The 16426-nt window shown below is 34.7% G+C and carries 14 protein-coding genes; 4 read left to right on the plus strand and 10 right to left on the minus strand.

The features are described from left to right. The 4 genes from EPU_RS11405 to EPU_RS03485 form a co-directional block, all read left to right on the plus strand. A partial coding sequence (locus EPU_RS11405; RefSeq protein ID WP_010166806.1) for a methyl-accepting chemotaxis protein occupies window positions 1–1491 on the plus strand: 1491 nt, incomplete at its 5' end. A 144-nt stretch (window positions 1492–1635) separates the two neighbouring features. Continuing rightward, window positions 1636–1989, plus strand: a complete 354-nt coding sequence (locus EPU_RS03475; RefSeq protein ID WP_010166808.1) for an Asp23/Gls24 family envelope stress response protein — start codon at window positions 1636–1638, stop codon at window positions 1987–1989. 27 nt (window positions 1990–2016) lie between these two features. Then, window positions 2017–3645, plus strand: coding sequence for a DAK2 domain-containing protein (locus EPU_RS03480; RefSeq protein WP_010166810.1), 1629 nt, complete (start codon window positions 2017–2019; stop codon window positions 3643–3645). Window positions 3646–3648: 3 nt separating this feature from the next. Continuing rightward, the gene (locus EPU_RS03485; protein ID WP_010166812.1) at window positions 3649–5052 is read left to right on the plus strand and encodes a CorA family divalent cation transporter; all 1404 of its coding nucleotides are present in this window, start codon (window positions 3649–3651) and stop codon (window positions 5050–5052) included. Window positions 5053–5084: 32 nt separating this feature from the next. Here EPU_RS03485 and EPU_RS13560 read toward each other — a convergent pair whose 3' ends face one another. From EPU_RS13560 to EPU_RS03535, 10 genes are all read right to left on the minus strand, one after another. Beyond that, complete coding sequence (locus EPU_RS13560) at window positions 5085–6386, minus strand: stalk domain-containing protein (protein ID WP_010166814.1); 1302 nt, start codon at window positions 6384–6386, stop codon at window positions 5085–5087. A gap of 151 nt (window positions 6387–6537) precedes the next feature. Then, on the minus strand, window positions 6538–7923 hold the full coding sequence (locus EPU_RS03495) for an MATE family efflux transporter (RefSeq protein ID WP_010166816.1): 1386 nt from the start codon (window positions 7921–7923) through the stop codon (window positions 6538–6540). 94 nt (window positions 7924–8017) lie between these two features. Beyond that, on the minus strand, window positions 8018–8386 hold the full coding sequence (locus EPU_RS03500; RefSeq protein WP_010166818.1) for a RidA family protein: 369 nt from the start codon (window positions 8384–8386) through the stop codon (window positions 8018–8020). A 13-nt stretch (window positions 8387–8399) separates the two neighbouring features. Next, a complete protein-coding gene (locus tag EPU_RS03505; protein ID WP_010166820.1) occupies window positions 8400–8981 on the minus strand; it encodes a TerD family protein in 582 nt (193 codons plus the stop codon). Window positions 8982–9012: 31 nt separating this feature from the next. Next, window positions 9013–9591 (minus strand): TerD family protein, encoded by a 579-nt coding sequence (locus EPU_RS03510; protein ID WP_029487939.1) that lies wholly within the window; start codon window positions 9589–9591, stop codon window positions 9013–9015. Window positions 9592–9624: 33 nt separating this feature from the next. Beyond that, window positions 9625–10221, minus strand: coding sequence for a TerD family protein (locus EPU_RS03515; protein WP_010166824.1), 597 nt, complete (start codon window positions 10219–10221; stop codon window positions 9625–9627). Between the two features lie 20 nt (window positions 10222–10241). Further along, window positions 10242–11630: a sensor domain-containing diguanylate cyclase gene (locus tag EPU_RS03520; RefSeq protein ID WP_010166826.1), complete on the minus strand. Its 1389-nt coding sequence runs from the start codon at window positions 11628–11630 to the stop codon at window positions 10242–10244. 12 nt (window positions 11631–11642) lie between these two features. After that, window positions 11643–13040, minus strand: a complete 1398-nt coding sequence (locus EPU_RS03525) for a GGDEF domain-containing protein (RefSeq protein ID WP_010166828.1) — start codon at window positions 13038–13040, stop codon at window positions 11643–11645. A 2-nt stretch (window positions 13041–13042) separates the two neighbouring features. Beyond that, window positions 13043–14170, minus strand: a complete 1128-nt coding sequence (locus EPU_RS03530; RefSeq protein WP_010166830.1) for a toxic anion resistance protein — start codon at window positions 14168–14170, stop codon at window positions 13043–13045. Then, window positions 14161–16404 (minus strand): YceG family protein, encoded by a 2244-nt coding sequence (locus tag EPU_RS03535; protein WP_029487941.1) that lies wholly within the window; start codon window positions 16402–16404, stop codon window positions 14161–14163. The genes EPU_RS03530 and EPU_RS03535 overlap by 10 nt, the downstream gene beginning before the upstream one ends. Window positions 16405–16426: the final 22 nt, after the last annotated feature.

Genomic DNA, 16426 nt, shown 5'->3' on the forward strand with positions numbered 1-16426 from the left:
CGTATAGCTGAAAATAGTCATGTTATCGCACAAGATGAATCTACTATGCATATTTTAGAAAATAGTATGAATGATATAGTGAAAAGAATAGATGGTATGTTTGATTACTATATCACTAATTTAATTACTAATGAAACTGACAGAAAATTAATTGAAAAATCCCAGGATATGTGGGAACAATATTTGAAATTACATAATGTGATGATAAAGTATAGTTCAGATAATAATACACAGTCGGCATATGAAATACTAACTGGAGAATCATCGGTATTATTTAATGAATTTTCAGAAACATTTTTGGATTTGGTAGATTTTAACAAAGAAGGTGCAGATCAGGCGAATTTAGATGGAAATAAGTTGTATTCTAACGCAATATTATTTATGGTGATTATAACTATTTTAATAACTGTTGTGGCATTATTGTTTTCGTTTTATATTGTGAAGTTGATAGCAGACCCGATTAATGAGATTGAAGAGGCCGCGATTCAGATATTGAAAGGTGATTTGAATACTGATATTCGATATAATTCAAAAGATGAGCTGGGAGTATTGGCTAATAATATGAAGCTTCTATGTCAAATGTTTAAAAATATGATTATTGACATCGACGATAGGTTGGATAGATTAGCAAAAGGTGATTTTAAAGAGCTGAAAAAAATGCAAAGTTTTTATGTGGGTGATTTTAAAAGTGTGTTTATAAATATGGAAAAAATTCAAGTTAGTCTTGCGGAAACGTTAGTTAACATAGATGTGGTYGCAACACAGTTGGCAACGGGGACTATTCAAGTAGCTCATGGTGCTCAGGGCGTTGCTGGCGGGGTTGTGGAGCAAGCTGCATCTGTGCAAAATTTGTCTGCTGCTATGGAAGAAATGACAGCAAAGATCACTCAAACAGCCGATGATACTGGCGAGGCAAAGGTATTTAATGAAAAAACCCAAAAAGCGTTGGTAGATAGTAATAATCAAGTTAGTGAAATGGTTATTGCCATGAAAAATATCATTACAAACTCTGATGAAATTAAGAAAATTATTCAAGATATTGATGATATAGCGTTTCAAACGAATATTCTATCTTTGAATGCTGCAGTAGAAGCGGCAAGAGCTGGTGAAAGCGGAAAAGGATTTGCTGTTGTGGCGGAGGAAGTTCGAAATTTAGCCAAAAAATCGGCGAAATCGGCAAAGGATACAGCAGAGCTGATACAGCAAACAGCCGAAGTTATAAGTGTGGGCAATGAAATAGCAGGCCATACATCAGATTCTATAAGCGCKGCCATGRAAAATGCAAAGGAATTGAGTACGTTGGTTGATARCATTGCAGATGCCGCAGAGGATCAGGCACAGAATGCTATTCAAATTAATGCAGAAATAGATCAAATATCAAAAGTAGTACTGACAAATTCAACATCAGCCGAAGAAAGCGCAGCGGCAAGTGAAGAGCTATCAGAACAATCTCAGGCACTTAAAAATTTGATAGGAGAGTTTAAATTTTGAAAAATATAGTGAAAGGGGCCTTCTAGATTTAGAAGGTTCTTTTTTGATTAATAAATTGCGATGACTTTGGAGAAAATAATTATTAGACATTTTTCGCATAGTATGGTAATCTAAGTCTATTGAGTATAAGGAGGTATAAATTTTATGCAAAAAATTACCAATGAACAAGGAAAGATTGAAATAAATGAGGAAGTCATTGCTAGTATATGTGGAATTTGTGCTGGAGAGTGTTATGGAATCGTTGGTATGGCATCAAGAAGTGTAAAAGATGGAATAGTTAGATTGCTATTACGAGATAATATTACCAAAGGGATAGCAGTGAAGTTAAATGAGGATCATATAGATGTTGAGTTTCATATAATTGTAGAATATGGCACTAAAATTTCTGCTGTCACTGATAATTTGATGAACACAATAAGGTATAAATTAAAAGAGATGTTAGATATAAAAGTTGAAACAATTACAGTTTTTGTAGAAAGTGTGAGGTTAGATAGCTAGAATGTTAGATAGGAAGGAGAAAAGTACGTGAACACAACTCAAGCAGTAGATGCGAGATTACTTCAAAAAATGATAGTTAGCGCGGCCTTATTATTAGATGAAAAAAAGGAAGCAATTAATGAGCTGAATGTGTTTCCGGTTCCTGATGGAGATACTGGAACTAATATGTCACTTACAATGCTTTTTGCAGCCAAAGAAGTAGAAGAGGTAGAAAACGTAACAATAGAATCCATAGGCAAGGCATTTGCAGGAGGAGCCCTAAGAGGTGCGCGAGGAAATTCGGGGGTGATTCTATCTCAGATTATTCGAGGCTTTGTTAAGGGATTGGGAACAAACGAAACTGTGGACGCACGAACAGTCGCAAGGGCAACAAAGCTGGCGGTCGCTACTGCCTATAAGTCGGTAATGAAACCCAAAGAAGGAACAATCCTGACTGTGGCAAAAGAGATATCAAATGCGGCACTGTCGATTTATAAGACTGCAGCTGATGCGCCAACATTTCTAAAAGAGGTTATTATGCATGGGTATAAAGTGTTGGAGCAAACACAAAATATGCTTCCGGTATTAAAAGAGGCAGGCGTGGTGGATGCGGGTGGAGCAGGATTAATGACTATATTGGAAGGTGCCGCCAGAGTTATATTGGGTGAAGTGGAGATAGAAATTAAGCGACCGCTAAAGAAAAAGTCAACCGTTGCCATGACAAAGTTTAATACAGACGATATAACTTTTGCGTATTGCACAGAGTTTATTGTGAAACGAGAAGATAAGCCATATAATGAGGCAAAGGTAAAGGAATATTTGGATGGAATAGGGGATAGCATAGTTGTAGTTTCGGATGATGATTATATTAAGGTTCATGTTCATACAAATGATCCRGGAAATGTTTTGAGCTATGCGTTGAAATTTGGAGCACTAAATAGTGTAAAAATAGAAAATATGAAAGAACAGCATACTGCAATACTCGAAGAAGAAAGTAAAGATAAATTTGTAGACAAAAAACTGGGGTTTGTGTCTGTTGCTGCAGGCGAGGGGTTTGTAGATATTCTCAAAAGCCTCAATGTGGATGTTATAGTAGAGGGTGGTCAAACTATGAATCCTAGTACAGAAGACATAATAGATGCGATATATAAAACACACGCAGAGCAAGTTATTTTGATGCCAAATAATAAGAATATAGTTTTAACAGCTAATCAAGCGGCAAAAGTTGTGGAAGATGAAATCAAAGTAATAGTGATCCCAACGAAAAGTATTGTGGAAAGCATTTCGGCTATGCTGGCATATGATGGAACTAGCGTCGATGCAGAAGCAATAGCAGCTGATATGAACGAGGCCGTTGATGCAATAACGACRGCACAAATCACTATTGCAGTTAGAGATACCACTATGAATGGAGAGGAAATTAAAGAGGGGCAATATTTGGGAATTTTGGGCGGAGAAATCGTGTCACACAAGCCTAGTTTAGAAGATACGTTTATAGAAGTGCTCTCTAAGTTGGATCAAGATAGCGATATAATTACGATTTATTATGGAGAAGATATAGAAGAAAAATCGGTAGCAAAGTATCAAGATATAGTAACAAAAGCATTCCCGCAGGCCGAAGTAGAGTTACACGCGGGTAAGCAGCCGGTATATTATTTTATAATTTCTGCAGAATAAACTATGGATATAGTTAGTGAGCATATATTCTTATTTCCTTTTGCTTGGGAAATAAATACAAAAAATAGGAATTATAATTTTAATCCACAAGTGCAAATTAATCAGTCAATGTTCAAATATCTGCATGGTTGGAGATGTGAGGAATTTATTATAGATTCGAATGAAAATTATAATGAATTTATATATTTTTATAGGCCTGTTAGAAACGTGTTATATTCCAAAGAGGCTGCCATAATCAAAAATTATATATATAATTATCTCGATGAAAATACGACATGTAAGATAGAAATTGATGCGCAAGAATATTTGTTGAAGGTAAAAAAAATTGAGTTAAAAATGGTAAAAACGGGTGTGGGAATACTGAGTATTGATTTGCAAAATTTTGCATATATGCTAGAAGATGATATAAAGAGAATTAATTCGTTTTCGCAATGTGTATACCCTATCTCGTTGCCTATAAACAATCAAAATTACCCGGCTAAAATTACATTTATATTTAAGGATAAAATTATTGTTACGAATATATTGGAAAATAATTACATGAACAATGCTAGTCAAATAGCATCATTTTTGTTGCAAATCTTAGGAAATAGCTTTATAACATCCGAACAAAAGGGTAGGCATAAAATTTTAATTGAGCCATTAATAGGAAGCAAAATGGTGACGTTGTGTGTTGTAAAAAATAATGAAATATATAACAAAAAGTCGGCCAACGCAAATCGTTTAAAATTTGGAGATGCGGAGAGGATATATGAAATAACAACATTTTCGTTATTTAGCTATGCTAGAAACAGTGCGGATAATAAGATTTATGACAAGATGATGCTTTTGTTGTTAGTGCAGAAAGCAAGTTTATTGAGCTTTTCAAATCAAATAGCTGAAATATCGGTCTTAAAAAAGGTAGAACTGATTGTGGGTATAGAAAGTTTGTATGAAATATATATTCAGTTTATCAATCAGATCTATTTTGATGAGGTGACCGAATCAGAAGAAGGGGCATTTATATATAAAACAGTTTCTAATATATTGAATATAAAAAATGAGATTGCTCAGCTGGATTTTGAATTGAAAGAAGTTCATGAATATGCAGAGCTGATTACAAGACAGGCTGCTAACAGAAAAATGGAGGTTATCTCTATTATTGGATCGGGGTTTGTATTGCCAACGTTTGTAACGGGTTTTTTTGGAATGAATATTTTGGATAAGGAAAAGCTGGCGCATTGGTGGAAATACGAAGAGGTGATGGAGTGGCTGAATGCGTATGTAGCGCTGCCGATGTTGCTAGTATTTTATTTTTATATGCGGAAGAAAACAAAGAATATATGGGTGTATTTGGTTCAGGTAGTATTGTTTGTAGCCTTGATATTTTGTGTGCTGCAAATATTACATTCGGGAACAGGAATATAAAAAAGAGCCGACTTGTCGTCGGCTTTTTTTTGTTAAAATTTGCTCCACTCAATACCTTTATCATCAAATACTCCGATTTCATCACCGTTGCTTTCGATATATCCAATGATTTCATCGTCTTTATGATCTATGTTGTATTCTTTTTCTAGTTCATCCATAACGTCCTCAAATAAGTCATCGAAAGCGCCGCCGATATCGCCCTCCAGATAGTCATATCGCGTATTCCAATTATCTTTGTCCGAGCTGCTAAAGTCTAATTCAATAATAAACTCTAAGACATCATCTCTATCTACATCTAAAGAAATTCCATCAATATCGATATCTGTTGTTTGTTCTAAGTCGCCGTCATCTGTATATTCGAGAACCACAACATCGTCATATTCATCACTAAACATATCTTCTAAATAGTCTATCATTCCGTCGAGATCTGGGAATGCTTCGATTTCTTCGAGTTCTAAGTCGCCGTCATCATATTCGAATGATACTAGCTCGTCGTTGTTATCAGCATCGGTGATGGAGCCTTGTATAGAATGACGCTCGGCAAGGGTGCCCACAAGTTCTTCGGCAATGGCATCGCAAACATCTTCGATAAATCCTTCTACTTTAGAAGTGCTAAGATCATTAAAGTCTTCTAGGAAATCATCTCCATCAAATTCGATTTCGAGACTAACATAGCTTGATTTTACAGATACATCAAAGGTCCAATCGATGCGTTCTTCTTCTTCGAAGTCTTCGAGAACCTTATCCAGTGCTTTGCTATCAATTTCTTTAAATCCGCCACTAGATGATGAGTTGTTGCCATAGTTAGGATAATTTGGAGTAGTGGTAGTTTGGCCCCAACCTGGAGTGATGGTAGGTTGGCCCCAGCTTGGAGTAGTGGTAGGTTGACCCCAGCTTGGAGTGGTGGTAGGTTGACCCCAGCTTGGAATAGTACTAGGAGTAGATTGAGAATACCCGGGCGCAGTGGATGTTTCGTATTGCTGCAGCTTTGCAGTTAAATCGGCAACGACCTGCTCCAAGGCTGCTATTTCAGTGGTATACATCAATTCATTTGTCGAAGATAGACCGCCAGTGAGTTCAACAGTTTGAGTTGCAATATTCCAATTGGCACCTATATTGAATAGCTCGCCTATATCACGAACACCTACATATGTAACACCATCAACAATAAATGGTTCATAAGTTAAACTTTTATATTCGTCGTTTACGCTAACCCGAATGTTATTGTAATACGCTTCTAGTGGTCGAAAAGAACCTGCAGCAAAGACTGGAATACTGGACATAAGTGATGTGGCAGCTACCAGACATAATGCTTTATTTTTTAATAATTTCATAATAGTTCCTCCTCAAAATGTTTATTGCTTTATTATATCAGATAAAAAGAAATTTGACAATTAAAATGTCATGAAAGTAATAAAAAAGTAATAAAGTGTTGTTGAAAAAGTTGAATACCACATTAATAAGTATTCAACTATATATTATGTTTTATGCCGCAATATTATTAGAATTAGACACGGTGGCCTTAAATTCTGGTTTGCGCCAAAACATAAAGAAAAAAGCAATGATGGTTGCCATCGCCGAAACAATGTCTGATATAGGCTCTGCTAAAAATACAGCAAATACTTTGTTGTCAAAGAAATTAGGCAAAATAAATATCAGTGGTATAAGCAATATAATTTTTCTGAGACAAGCAAGGAACAATGAAATCTTTGCATATCCCAGAGCTATGAATGACATTTGTAGTGCCATTTGAAAGCCCATAGCAAATATTCCAAACATATATGTTCTAATTGATGGAATAGCAAGCGTCATTAATTCGGGATCTCTATTAAATATAGAAATAAACGTTGCTGGAAAAGTTTCTAATAAAAACCAAAATGCTATAGCAAATGTTGCACAGATGGCTACTTGCACTTTGATGGCCGATCGCACCCTATCATATTTTTTGGCACCAAAGTTATAACTGATAACGGGTTGGGCACCTTGGGTGATTCCTTGAAGTGGCATCATTAGCATAGACATGAGGCTGCTTATAATTGTCATGGCTCCGATGGCTAAGTCGCCGCCGTATTTTGCAAGAGATACATTAAAGACGATATTCAAAATACTTTCTGTAGATGTCATTATAAATGGAGATACGCCCAAAGCCATGACTGGCAATATAACTTTAGGTTGAATTTTTAAATTTTGTTTGCGTATTTTGAGTTTAGACTTTTTGCTGCGTAAAAACCATATCACCCATGTTGCAGAAACGCCCTGAGAAATTATTGTTGCGAGTGCGGCACCTTTAACTCCCATTCCGAATGCAAAAATGAAAATTGGATCCAAGATTATATTCAGTATKGCACCAATTAGTACAGTGAGCATACTAAATTTGGTAAATCCCTGAGTTGTTATAAACATATTAAGACCAAGTGCGATTTGTACAAAAAGTGTGCCAAAAGTATATACTTGCAAATAGTCTATTGAGAACTTGATGGTTTGATCACTGGCACCAAACATATATAGGAGTGATTCTCCAAATATTAGTAATAAAATCATCATCATAATTCCAGATGTTATTAAGCACATTGTGCAGTTACCTAAAATTAATTCTGCTTGTTTATTATCGCCCTTGCCCATGGCTATTGCAGCTCGTGGAGCACCGCCCATTCCAAATAGCGATGCAAAGGCAGAAACTATCATAATAATGGGAAAGCATAAGCCAAGCCCGGTAAGTGCCAATACTCCATCAGTTGGCATGTTTCCTATATACATTCTATCAACAATATTATATAGCATATTGACAATTTGGGAGGCAACGGTGGGAATGGCCAATTTAAGAATCAGCTTTCCTACCTGTCCTTCGCCTAAATTAATTTTACTTGTCATTTATAAACCTCTTTCTTTTGTTGTTTAATTATGTAGCAAAAAAATATGATCGGATTATTGTAGAGCCCCCTGATTGATAAAAGGGGGTAAAAACTTATTTGAAAGCAATACACTCGACTTCTACTAAAACATTTTTAGGAAGCGTCTTTACCGCAACACAAGAGCGAGCGGGTTTTTCTGTAAAATATTTTGCGTATACTTCATTGAATGCTCCAAAATCGTTCATATCGCTTAAAAAGCAAGTACATTTGATGGCATTTTCGTAGCAAGAACCACCAGCTTTAAGTACCTCGCCGAGATTTTTGATAGCCTGCTCAGTTTGTTCGGTAATGCCACCTGCAGCAATTTCCCCAGTTTCAGGGTCAATAGGAATTTGCCCAGAAGTAAATATTAGATTTTGATAAGCGATTGCTTGAGAGTATGGTCCTATAGCCGCGGGTGCAGTATTGGTGTGTATTTTCATTATATTTTTCTCCTTATTCTACATTAATTCCATAAGTTTTACAAAGTGCTGGAAGCCCTCCAAAGAACCCGTTGCCTACAGCGTTAAATTTCCAGCTGCCATTGAATTTTTGAAGTTCTGCAAATACGATAGCTGTTTCCACAGAAAAGTCTTCGTCCAAATCATATTCGAGTAATAATTCATTTTTATCTATATCATAAACGCGTATATAAGCATTTTCTACTTGACCAAAATTTTGATTGCGCTGATCGGCTTCAAAAATGCTCGCAGTAATTATGATTTTTTCAACATGTGGTGGAACAGAATGCAAGTTTATTTTGATTAGCTCATCGTCTCCGTTGCCAATGCCGGTTCGATTGTCTCCGGAGTGTTCCACTGCACCACTTTGATGCCTAAGATTACCAAAAAATACAAAATCTGCCTGATCTCGAACTTTGCCTGTGGATGATACTAAAAAAACTTGACTGTCTAGATCAAAATCCGATTTTCCATCGTATCGGTTCGTATCCCATCCGAGACCTACTGCTATATTAGAAAGTTCTGAATTACATTTGGTTAAGACGATTTTTTGACCTTTTGATAAACTGATTGCCATAGTTAATGCTCCTCTATTATTGTGTTATTTGTTATACGTCGACTCCATAAGCGGTACAAAGTGCTGGAAGCCCGCCGCTGTACCCACTGCCAATGGCAGCAAATCGCCATGCCCCCTGATGTTTGTATAGTTCGCCAACAACCAAAGCAGTTTCAATAGAAAAATCTTCTCCCAAATCATATCGAACGATTTCTGTATTAGTGAGTTGATCAACTATTCTAATAAAAGAATTGGAAACTAGGCCAAAATTTTGGTTTCTTTCATTTGCATCATGGATAGTAACTGTAAAAACAATTTTTTTAATTTCATCTGGGACCAATRCAAGATTAACTTTAATAACTTCGTCGTCTCCGTCGCCTTCACCAGTTCGGTTATCACCGGTGTGTTCTACGGAGCCACTTTTGTGTTTGAGGTTCCCATAAAARATAAAATCGGTTTCTTCTAAGACTTTGTCGTTGCTACCAACCATAAAAACACTTGTGTCGAGGTCAAATTGGTGGCCACCATCATATTTATTAGTATCCCATCCTAAGCCAATTAGTAATTTAGAAAGTGTCGAACTAGCTTTTGTTAGTGAAACTTTTTGACCTTTTTGCAAATTAATAGCCATTAATATCTCTCCTTTTATTTAATATAATTTTTACTATTGAGCATGTAAAGCAGTGGCTATATCGAGCCCATAAACTTGACATAAAACATGTAGGCCACCACTGTACCCACTTCCAATTGCAGCGAAGTTCCATTCATTATTATACCTATAAATCTCTGCAACGACAAGGGCTGTTTCTATAGAAAAATCTTCGCAAAGATCGAAATGTATTTTTTCTTCTCCTGTTTCTTCATCTATTATCCTAATAGAGGCATTCTCCATCTGGCCAAAATTTTGCTCTCTATTGTCTGCATCATAAATGGTAACGACAAAAATTATCTTGTTTATATCAGCAGGTATCAAATCTAAGTCAATACGAATTACCTCATTGTCTCCATCGCCTTCACCGGTTTGATTATCGCCAGTATGCTCGATAGCGCCACTGTCATGTATTAAATTATCATAAAAAATAAAATCAGATTCTTTTGTGACTTTACCGTTTCGACCGACTAGGAAAATACTGGTATCTAAATCAAAGTCGATATAGTCATTTTGAGGAGATAAATCCCAGCTGAGACCAACTAAGATTTTAGAATTTGACTTAGATTTTGCAAGTTCTACTTGGTCACCTTTTTTTAGATTAACTGCCATAGGTATACCCTCCTTGAATATTATAATAAATTTTTGAGTCTATTGATTTCGTCGATTAATACTTGTTGTTGCGTAGTTAAATTCATATGATTATACTTTCTAACAGCATAATATCGCTGCTTGGTTTCATACATTCTTTGGTCAGTTTCTATAAGCTGATTAGGAATATCAATATTGGTATCATTCCAAGTGTAACCTACAGATAAATTTAGGTATACCATTTCGGAAAGTCCATTTTGAATTGCATTTGCTATTCTATTAAATTCATCTTCTGATTCATTTATGACAAAAGCTACAAATTCATCTCCACCAATTCTAAAAACGGTGAAAGGAATAGAAACTTTTAAATAATTAGAAGTCCATTTGATAAGTATGTCTCCATATTCGTGTCCTAAGTTATCATTGGTTTCTTTTAGGCCGTTGATATCAGCAAAAATGATTCCGAGAGAATGCAAAGGCGTAGAATATAAGTTTTGAATTTCTTTTTCGTAGGCATTTCTATTACGTAGACCGGTTAACATATCTTCATAGCTGATTTTTTCTAGCTCGGCTATCAATTGTTGCTTTTCAATAAAAGATACTATAAAACCAGAAATTGTTCTCAAAATACGAATATCTTCGGTATTTATATTAGGATTGCCTATACAGATTGTTCCCATAATTTGGTCATTTTTTCTAAGTGAAGCGAGAATTATGGAGTTTAGTTCTGCCATTTCTAATAAATCGTGTAATTCAGAATCGGGAGATAAAGAATTTTTATCAATAAAAATTTTATGTTTCTTAGTGGAAAATTTATACCAATATTCCATATATTCAACGGTGCGTCGCCCAAAGCTTTCTGCTGGATCATACTCCGCACGAAGAGTAACATATTGGTAAAGTATAGACGCTATATCATCTTGATAAGTCATTATACAAGAATAGTCTCCATCAAAAAACGTGCATAAAATTCTGAGAAGTGTTTCAATAGCGGAAGCTGTATCTGAAATGTTAATCAAAGTTTTTGCGCATTCACCTAATGCTCGATTATATGAGGTTTGAGTGTTTAAAGCTTTTAATTGGTTGATATCATCTGTAATATCAAAACATGCTTCGGCACGTACCATTCCAAATTTTTCGTGAGGTATCAATGTATCTCGTATTGCTAGGTGAGAGTTCATTATGGTGTTATATGCGTAGTAATTACAATACTCGCCACATTTTAATTTGCTATTATTACAAAATTGGCAAGGTTGGTTTTTGCCTTGAATAAGTTTATAGCATTTTGAATTTATATGGCTATTATCTGTGATATGCAAATGTCTGAGCATAGCATCCGACATGTCTAAAATTTCATGATTATCAATACGTGCAGTATAGCCTATAATAGGAATAGCATCACATAATAATTTATAATAATCTATAACCATTTTTCACCTCTCCTATATTTCATTTTTGAGACGTTCAACTTCTTCTTTTAGTATTTGTTGCTGTGTTGCTAAATTCATATGATTATATTTTTTGAGAGAATAATAGTGTTGTTTTGCTTCATACATAAGCTTATCGGTTCTGACCAATTGATTAACCACGTCAATACGTTGGTTTTCCCAGGTATATCCAACTGATAAATTTAGGTAAATCATTTCAAAAAGACCTTTTTGGATAATAGAGGCAATGGCATAAAATTCACGTTCTGTTTTGTTGGGGATAAATATAACAAATTCATCTCCTCCAATTCGATATACTGGTTCTGTCGTGGATTTGGATAAATATTTGGCGGTCCACTTTATAAGGATGTCTCCATATTCATGCCCTAAATTATCATTGGTTTCTTTTAAACCATTTATATCAGCAAAAATTATTCCTAGTGAATTTGGTAGATTGCTTTGAAGCTGTTGAATAGTTCGTTCATAGGAATTTCTATTGCGTAATCCGGTTAGCATATCTTCAAAACTGATTTTTTCAAATTCTAATATAAGCTTTTCTTTTTCTAAAAAGTTGACAACAAAAGCAGAGACGGTGCGTAAAAGCTGAACATCTTCGAGATGCATTGTGGGATTTGCCACTCCCATTGTACCCAATTTTTCTCCAGTTTTTGGATTGCGCAAAGATGCAACAACAAAACCATCTAGGCCAGATTCCTGTAATATTTTATATTGCCTATCGGTTTTGTGAAATTGGTGTATAGATTTATCTAAAAATACGTTATCATCACTATCGGAAAATTCGTACCAAGACTCTACTTCGGCTATTGAGCGATCGTTAAATCTTTCTTTAGGGTCATATGGAGCGTGGATTGTTCTATATCGATATTTAACAGTGCCAATGCCATTGTGGTAATGAATGATAGAAGAATATACTCCTCCAAAGAATATGCATAGAGTTTTGAGTAGGGATTCTATAGATGTTTGTGTATCGGTTTCTTCGAGTAAAATTTGTGCGCATTCAGATAAAGCAGCATCATAAGCTGGGTTAGTTTGTAATGAAGGAACTTGGCTTAATTCTTTTGAAATAGGAATTGCAAGCCCAGCAATTACATATTCAAATTCTTCATGAGGAATTAAAGTTGACTTGAGAATATAGTATTGTTTTGATATTCTACTATAGCTATGCCAATTATGAAATTCACCATATTTTAAAAGCTTGTGAGGACAAAAAGAGCACGGAGAGTCTAAGTCGTGAAGCACCTTATGACATGTTTTGCCTTTAAAATCCGGAAAGGATATATTAAGTCGCTCTAAAAAGTTTTCGGAAAGATCTAATAATTCAAACGTATCTCTTTTAACAATATATCCTAAAATAGGAGTGGATTTACTCAAAATTTGATAATACGTATTCATAGCTACCTCCTAAATGAATTTTTATAATCAACCTTGAGGGTATTCAAACGCTGAATATCTTGCTCTCGTTCTTGAAGGGCCTTTTCTTGAATTTGCTTGGTTTCTTCTATTCCATTTTTTATAGTGTTCCAAGTTTGTTCTAGTGTATCAATTTTTACAGAGTTTGTAGAAGTAAGTTTGGCAATCATTTGGGCCTGAGTTACTGTATTTTGTGCATTGCGTAAGAGCATTTCGTTGGTTTTTTTATCCAGTGCATCCATAGCGTCGGCTTGAATGCGTTGACGTTTTAGCATTATTGCTTGTGCAAGTGCTTGCTTAAATATTGGTAATGTGATTATAAAGGCCGAATTAATTTTTCGAACTAGATTTAGATTGCTAAATTGCATCGTTTTTAACATCGGAATCGACTGAATGGCCACACTTTCTGCTATTCTCAAATCATACGTTCGATCTTGAAGTATTTGAGATGCTTGCTCTAAGTGTTGGATTTCAAAACTGATAGAAGCGTCGCCGGTAAGATCATACTCAGCTTTTCTTTCGGCTATATACGCAGTGATTTCCTGAACGCCTTGTTCGCCCGCAACAATATATTCGAGTAGGTTGTGGTAATATGCGACATTTGTTTTAAATATCTGTTCCAGATGCATATTAGATTGATGGATTTCTTTTTCGTAACTCTTAAGCTCAATGTATATTTTATCAACTTCACCACCAATGGTTTGATATTTACTTAAAACTTGGTCTAATTTTTTTTTGCTATTATTTAATAGTTTGGTAAAAAAGTTTTGATTATCGTCTGTAATTTCATCGAGATCAAATTGATCCATTATGGTACTAAGAGTAACGAGCATGGCGCTGGATTCGTTTATTTTGTTTAACGACATACTGTTTAAAACAGAATCGGATACTTTAGCAATTTCGTTTGCAACGTCAGATCCAAAGCTTGCAATAGTTTCTAAATTATCAATATCAAGCGAGGCAGTAAGATCTTCTATTATTTGAGATCCCACTAAACTTTGCTTAAATTTTTCGGTATCTTGAGCGACATTATATTCTGATACTGCAAATTCAGAATCTGAAGATGATTCAGGGGATGTGTTTGGAGATTTTTTACCCATATTTATTGCCATAAATTTTTTATCCTTTCTAAAAAATTTAATTTTTCTTTTGGTTTTTCTAGAATATCACTAGCTGAAAGATCATAATAATAATTTCCATCTTGATGTTCTTGAATTATATCTTTGGTATAGAACCGTTCAAAGCTGCGATATCCAGTTGGAGACATTATGATTATATCATAGCCAACTAAATTTGCAAATGCTAAAAATATAGCATCTTCGATAGAATGCATTTTTTCTTTGGTGTGGAGAACAACAACTTTGGGATTTTGCTTTGTGAAATCAAATTTCTGCATACGCTTTAAAAAATCATTATCAAGATTAAGTAGTGTTTGCAGTATGAGATATTCTCTGCCATGTGTTCCTGTACCTTCTATTAGTTTAGAGTTAATTAAAAGTTCAATTTTGTCTAAAAGATGGTTTTGCATATCAGATCTGAGATGYCCAAATTTATAATCACGATGRTTTTGTATCTCRTTTTTGAGTAGACGTCCATTTTTTAGAAATAGAGCAGTAGAAAACATTTGAAGGTTATCTTGCTTTATAAACGGAGGTTGGACGCACACAGCTGTATTTTTTGGAATTATAAAATTTCGGATGCGTTCGGAATATTCTTTGAGATTGTCATTGCGTACACCAGAAATCTTGGCAAAAATTACAGGCATGCAAACGCTATCACCATCTACATTAAAATTAGGACGAAACTTGAGTTCTTCGTTCCATAAAATGTCAATCTCTTCGCAAGTAGTTCGCAACACAAGACTAGATGCTTTGCTTAGTTGATGCTGTCTATACAAGCCGGTATCTTTGTAGATAAGGGTATCCAAATCACGTTCGGCCTCGTAAGCGTTGGTAGTCGCAGTAATAGYATCGAGAGTTTTTGGATACTCGGTAAGCTGAAGTTGATTTTCATATTCTACTACACATAAATTAGTATCTTTAAAAATTTTTAATTGTACATCCGATAAAATTTCGTGTGGATCAGGAATGATTATAACAACATCCACATATAATTTGGCCAAAAATTTTAAAAAATAGACTTCGATTTCATTTTGAGGCGCACCAAATAGAATGAATATAGGTGGATAGTCGTGAGGTTTCGTAAATAAGGCATCTGCGTAGCGTTTGTAGAGTGCAAGAATTTGTACAATTTTGTTGGTTGAAATATTGAGCTTTTGTTCATGGAAATTAATTTCCTTAACTAATTTGACAAAAGCGGATCGTGCAGCATCCAAATATGCTGAATTAGAAATTTTGTCTATATTGCGTTGAAGGTCTATAAGGTCCTCTTCGCTGGTGATGGTCATTCTACGTTTTACTTGAGAAATTTCGTTTGGCCATATAGTGGGAATGCGATTTTCAATAATATAAGGTCGATTTGTATCTTCTATATGACGATATAAGGTATTCAATTTTTTAGCAAAAGAGACGGTATCGTCGGCTCCTTTAAAACATATAAAAATATTATTGAAATATCCCGGTTGTGCATTACGATAATGGGTTTTGATGTTTAATCCTAGAAATGCATCGTCGTTGACCCAATCATTAGTATAATTTTTGATAATATTCCTCTCCAATTCTGCTTTAATTTTTCGGTCAATAAGCTCGGTTATATCAGATACCCTATAATTTTGAGCAAATTCTATCATTGATACTTCTTTATATAAAAATGATTTTTCGTCTGCAGGATCGAGAGTTTTATAGCGAACTTCATTCATTAAAGAAATAATTAATACGTCAATTCCACAGAAAGCCATGATAGATAAAAAGTCTATTTCATGCTTAGAAAGCTCTCCTATATAAAGAATTTTTTGACCGGTAGGAGTTACATTTAATACGCGTTGAAATCTAAAATATGCCCAACACATGAACTTTATATAAGTATTTTGGAGAATGCTTATGTTTTTTCCTAATTTTTGGTATTCCAATAAAGTATTGTACAGATGTTTTGCAAAAATAGTTCGTTTGGTTGATGGTGTACCCACAAGCCACTTCTTCAAATTTTGTTCTATAAATTCTTGTGAAAGTATAAATGTATCTCCGAGAATATCTTTAAGATAACGTATATTGTCTTCTGTGAGATTTTGTATTTTAGACTCTATTATTATACCAAAAGTTTTGGCTTTGTGATAATACGCTACTAAAAAATCTTCAACATATTTATTCTTGCCAGTAATTCTATATATAAACCCATCCGATCTATTTTCTTTAAAATAATCTTCTAGTATAGCTAATTGCAAATGCATAATCTACCCCCTTATAAATAAA

It is taken from the genome of Candidatus Epulonipiscium viviparus (assembly GCF_000171335.1).
GTDB classification, from domain to species: Bacteria; Bacillota; Clostridia; order Lachnospirales; family Cellulosilyticaceae; genus Epulonipiscioides; species Epulonipiscioides viviparus.

Bases quoted from the DNA above. Each gene is read 5' to 3' on its own strand.
- EPU_RS03525 (WP_010166828.1), bottom strand. From the start codon at position 13,040: ATGAATACGTATTATCAAATTTTGAGTAAATCCACTCCTATTTTAGGA.
- EPU_RS03475 (WP_010166808.1), top strand. From the start codon at position 1,636: ATGCAAAAAATTACCAATGAACAAGGAAAGATTGAAATAAATGAGGAA.
- EPU_RS13560 (WP_010166814.1), bottom strand. From the start codon at position 6,386: ATGAAATTATTAAAAAATAAAGCATTATGTCTGGTAGCTGCCACATCA.
- EPU_RS03515 (WP_010166824.1), bottom strand. From the start codon at position 10,221: ATGGCAGTTAATCTAAAAAAAGGTGACCAAGTAGAACTTGCAAAATCT.
- EPU_RS03505 (WP_010166820.1), bottom strand. From the start codon at position 8,981: ATGGCAATCAGTTTATCAAAAGGTCAAAAAATCGTCTTAACCAAATGT.
- EPU_RS03530 (WP_010166830.1), bottom strand. From the start codon at position 14,170: ATGGCAATAAATATGGGTAAAAAATCTCCAAACACATCCCCTGAATCA.
- EPU_RS03520 (WP_010166826.1), bottom strand. From the start codon at position 11,630: ATGGTTATAGATTATTATAAATTATTATGTGATGCTATTCCTATTATA.
- EPU_RS03500 (WP_010166818.1), bottom strand. From the start codon at position 8,386: ATGAAAATACACACCAATACTGCACCCGCGGCTATAGGACCATACTCT.
- EPU_RS03485 (WP_010166812.1), top strand. From the start codon at position 3,649: ATGGATATAGTTAGTGAGCATATATTCTTATTTCCTTTTGCTTGGGAA.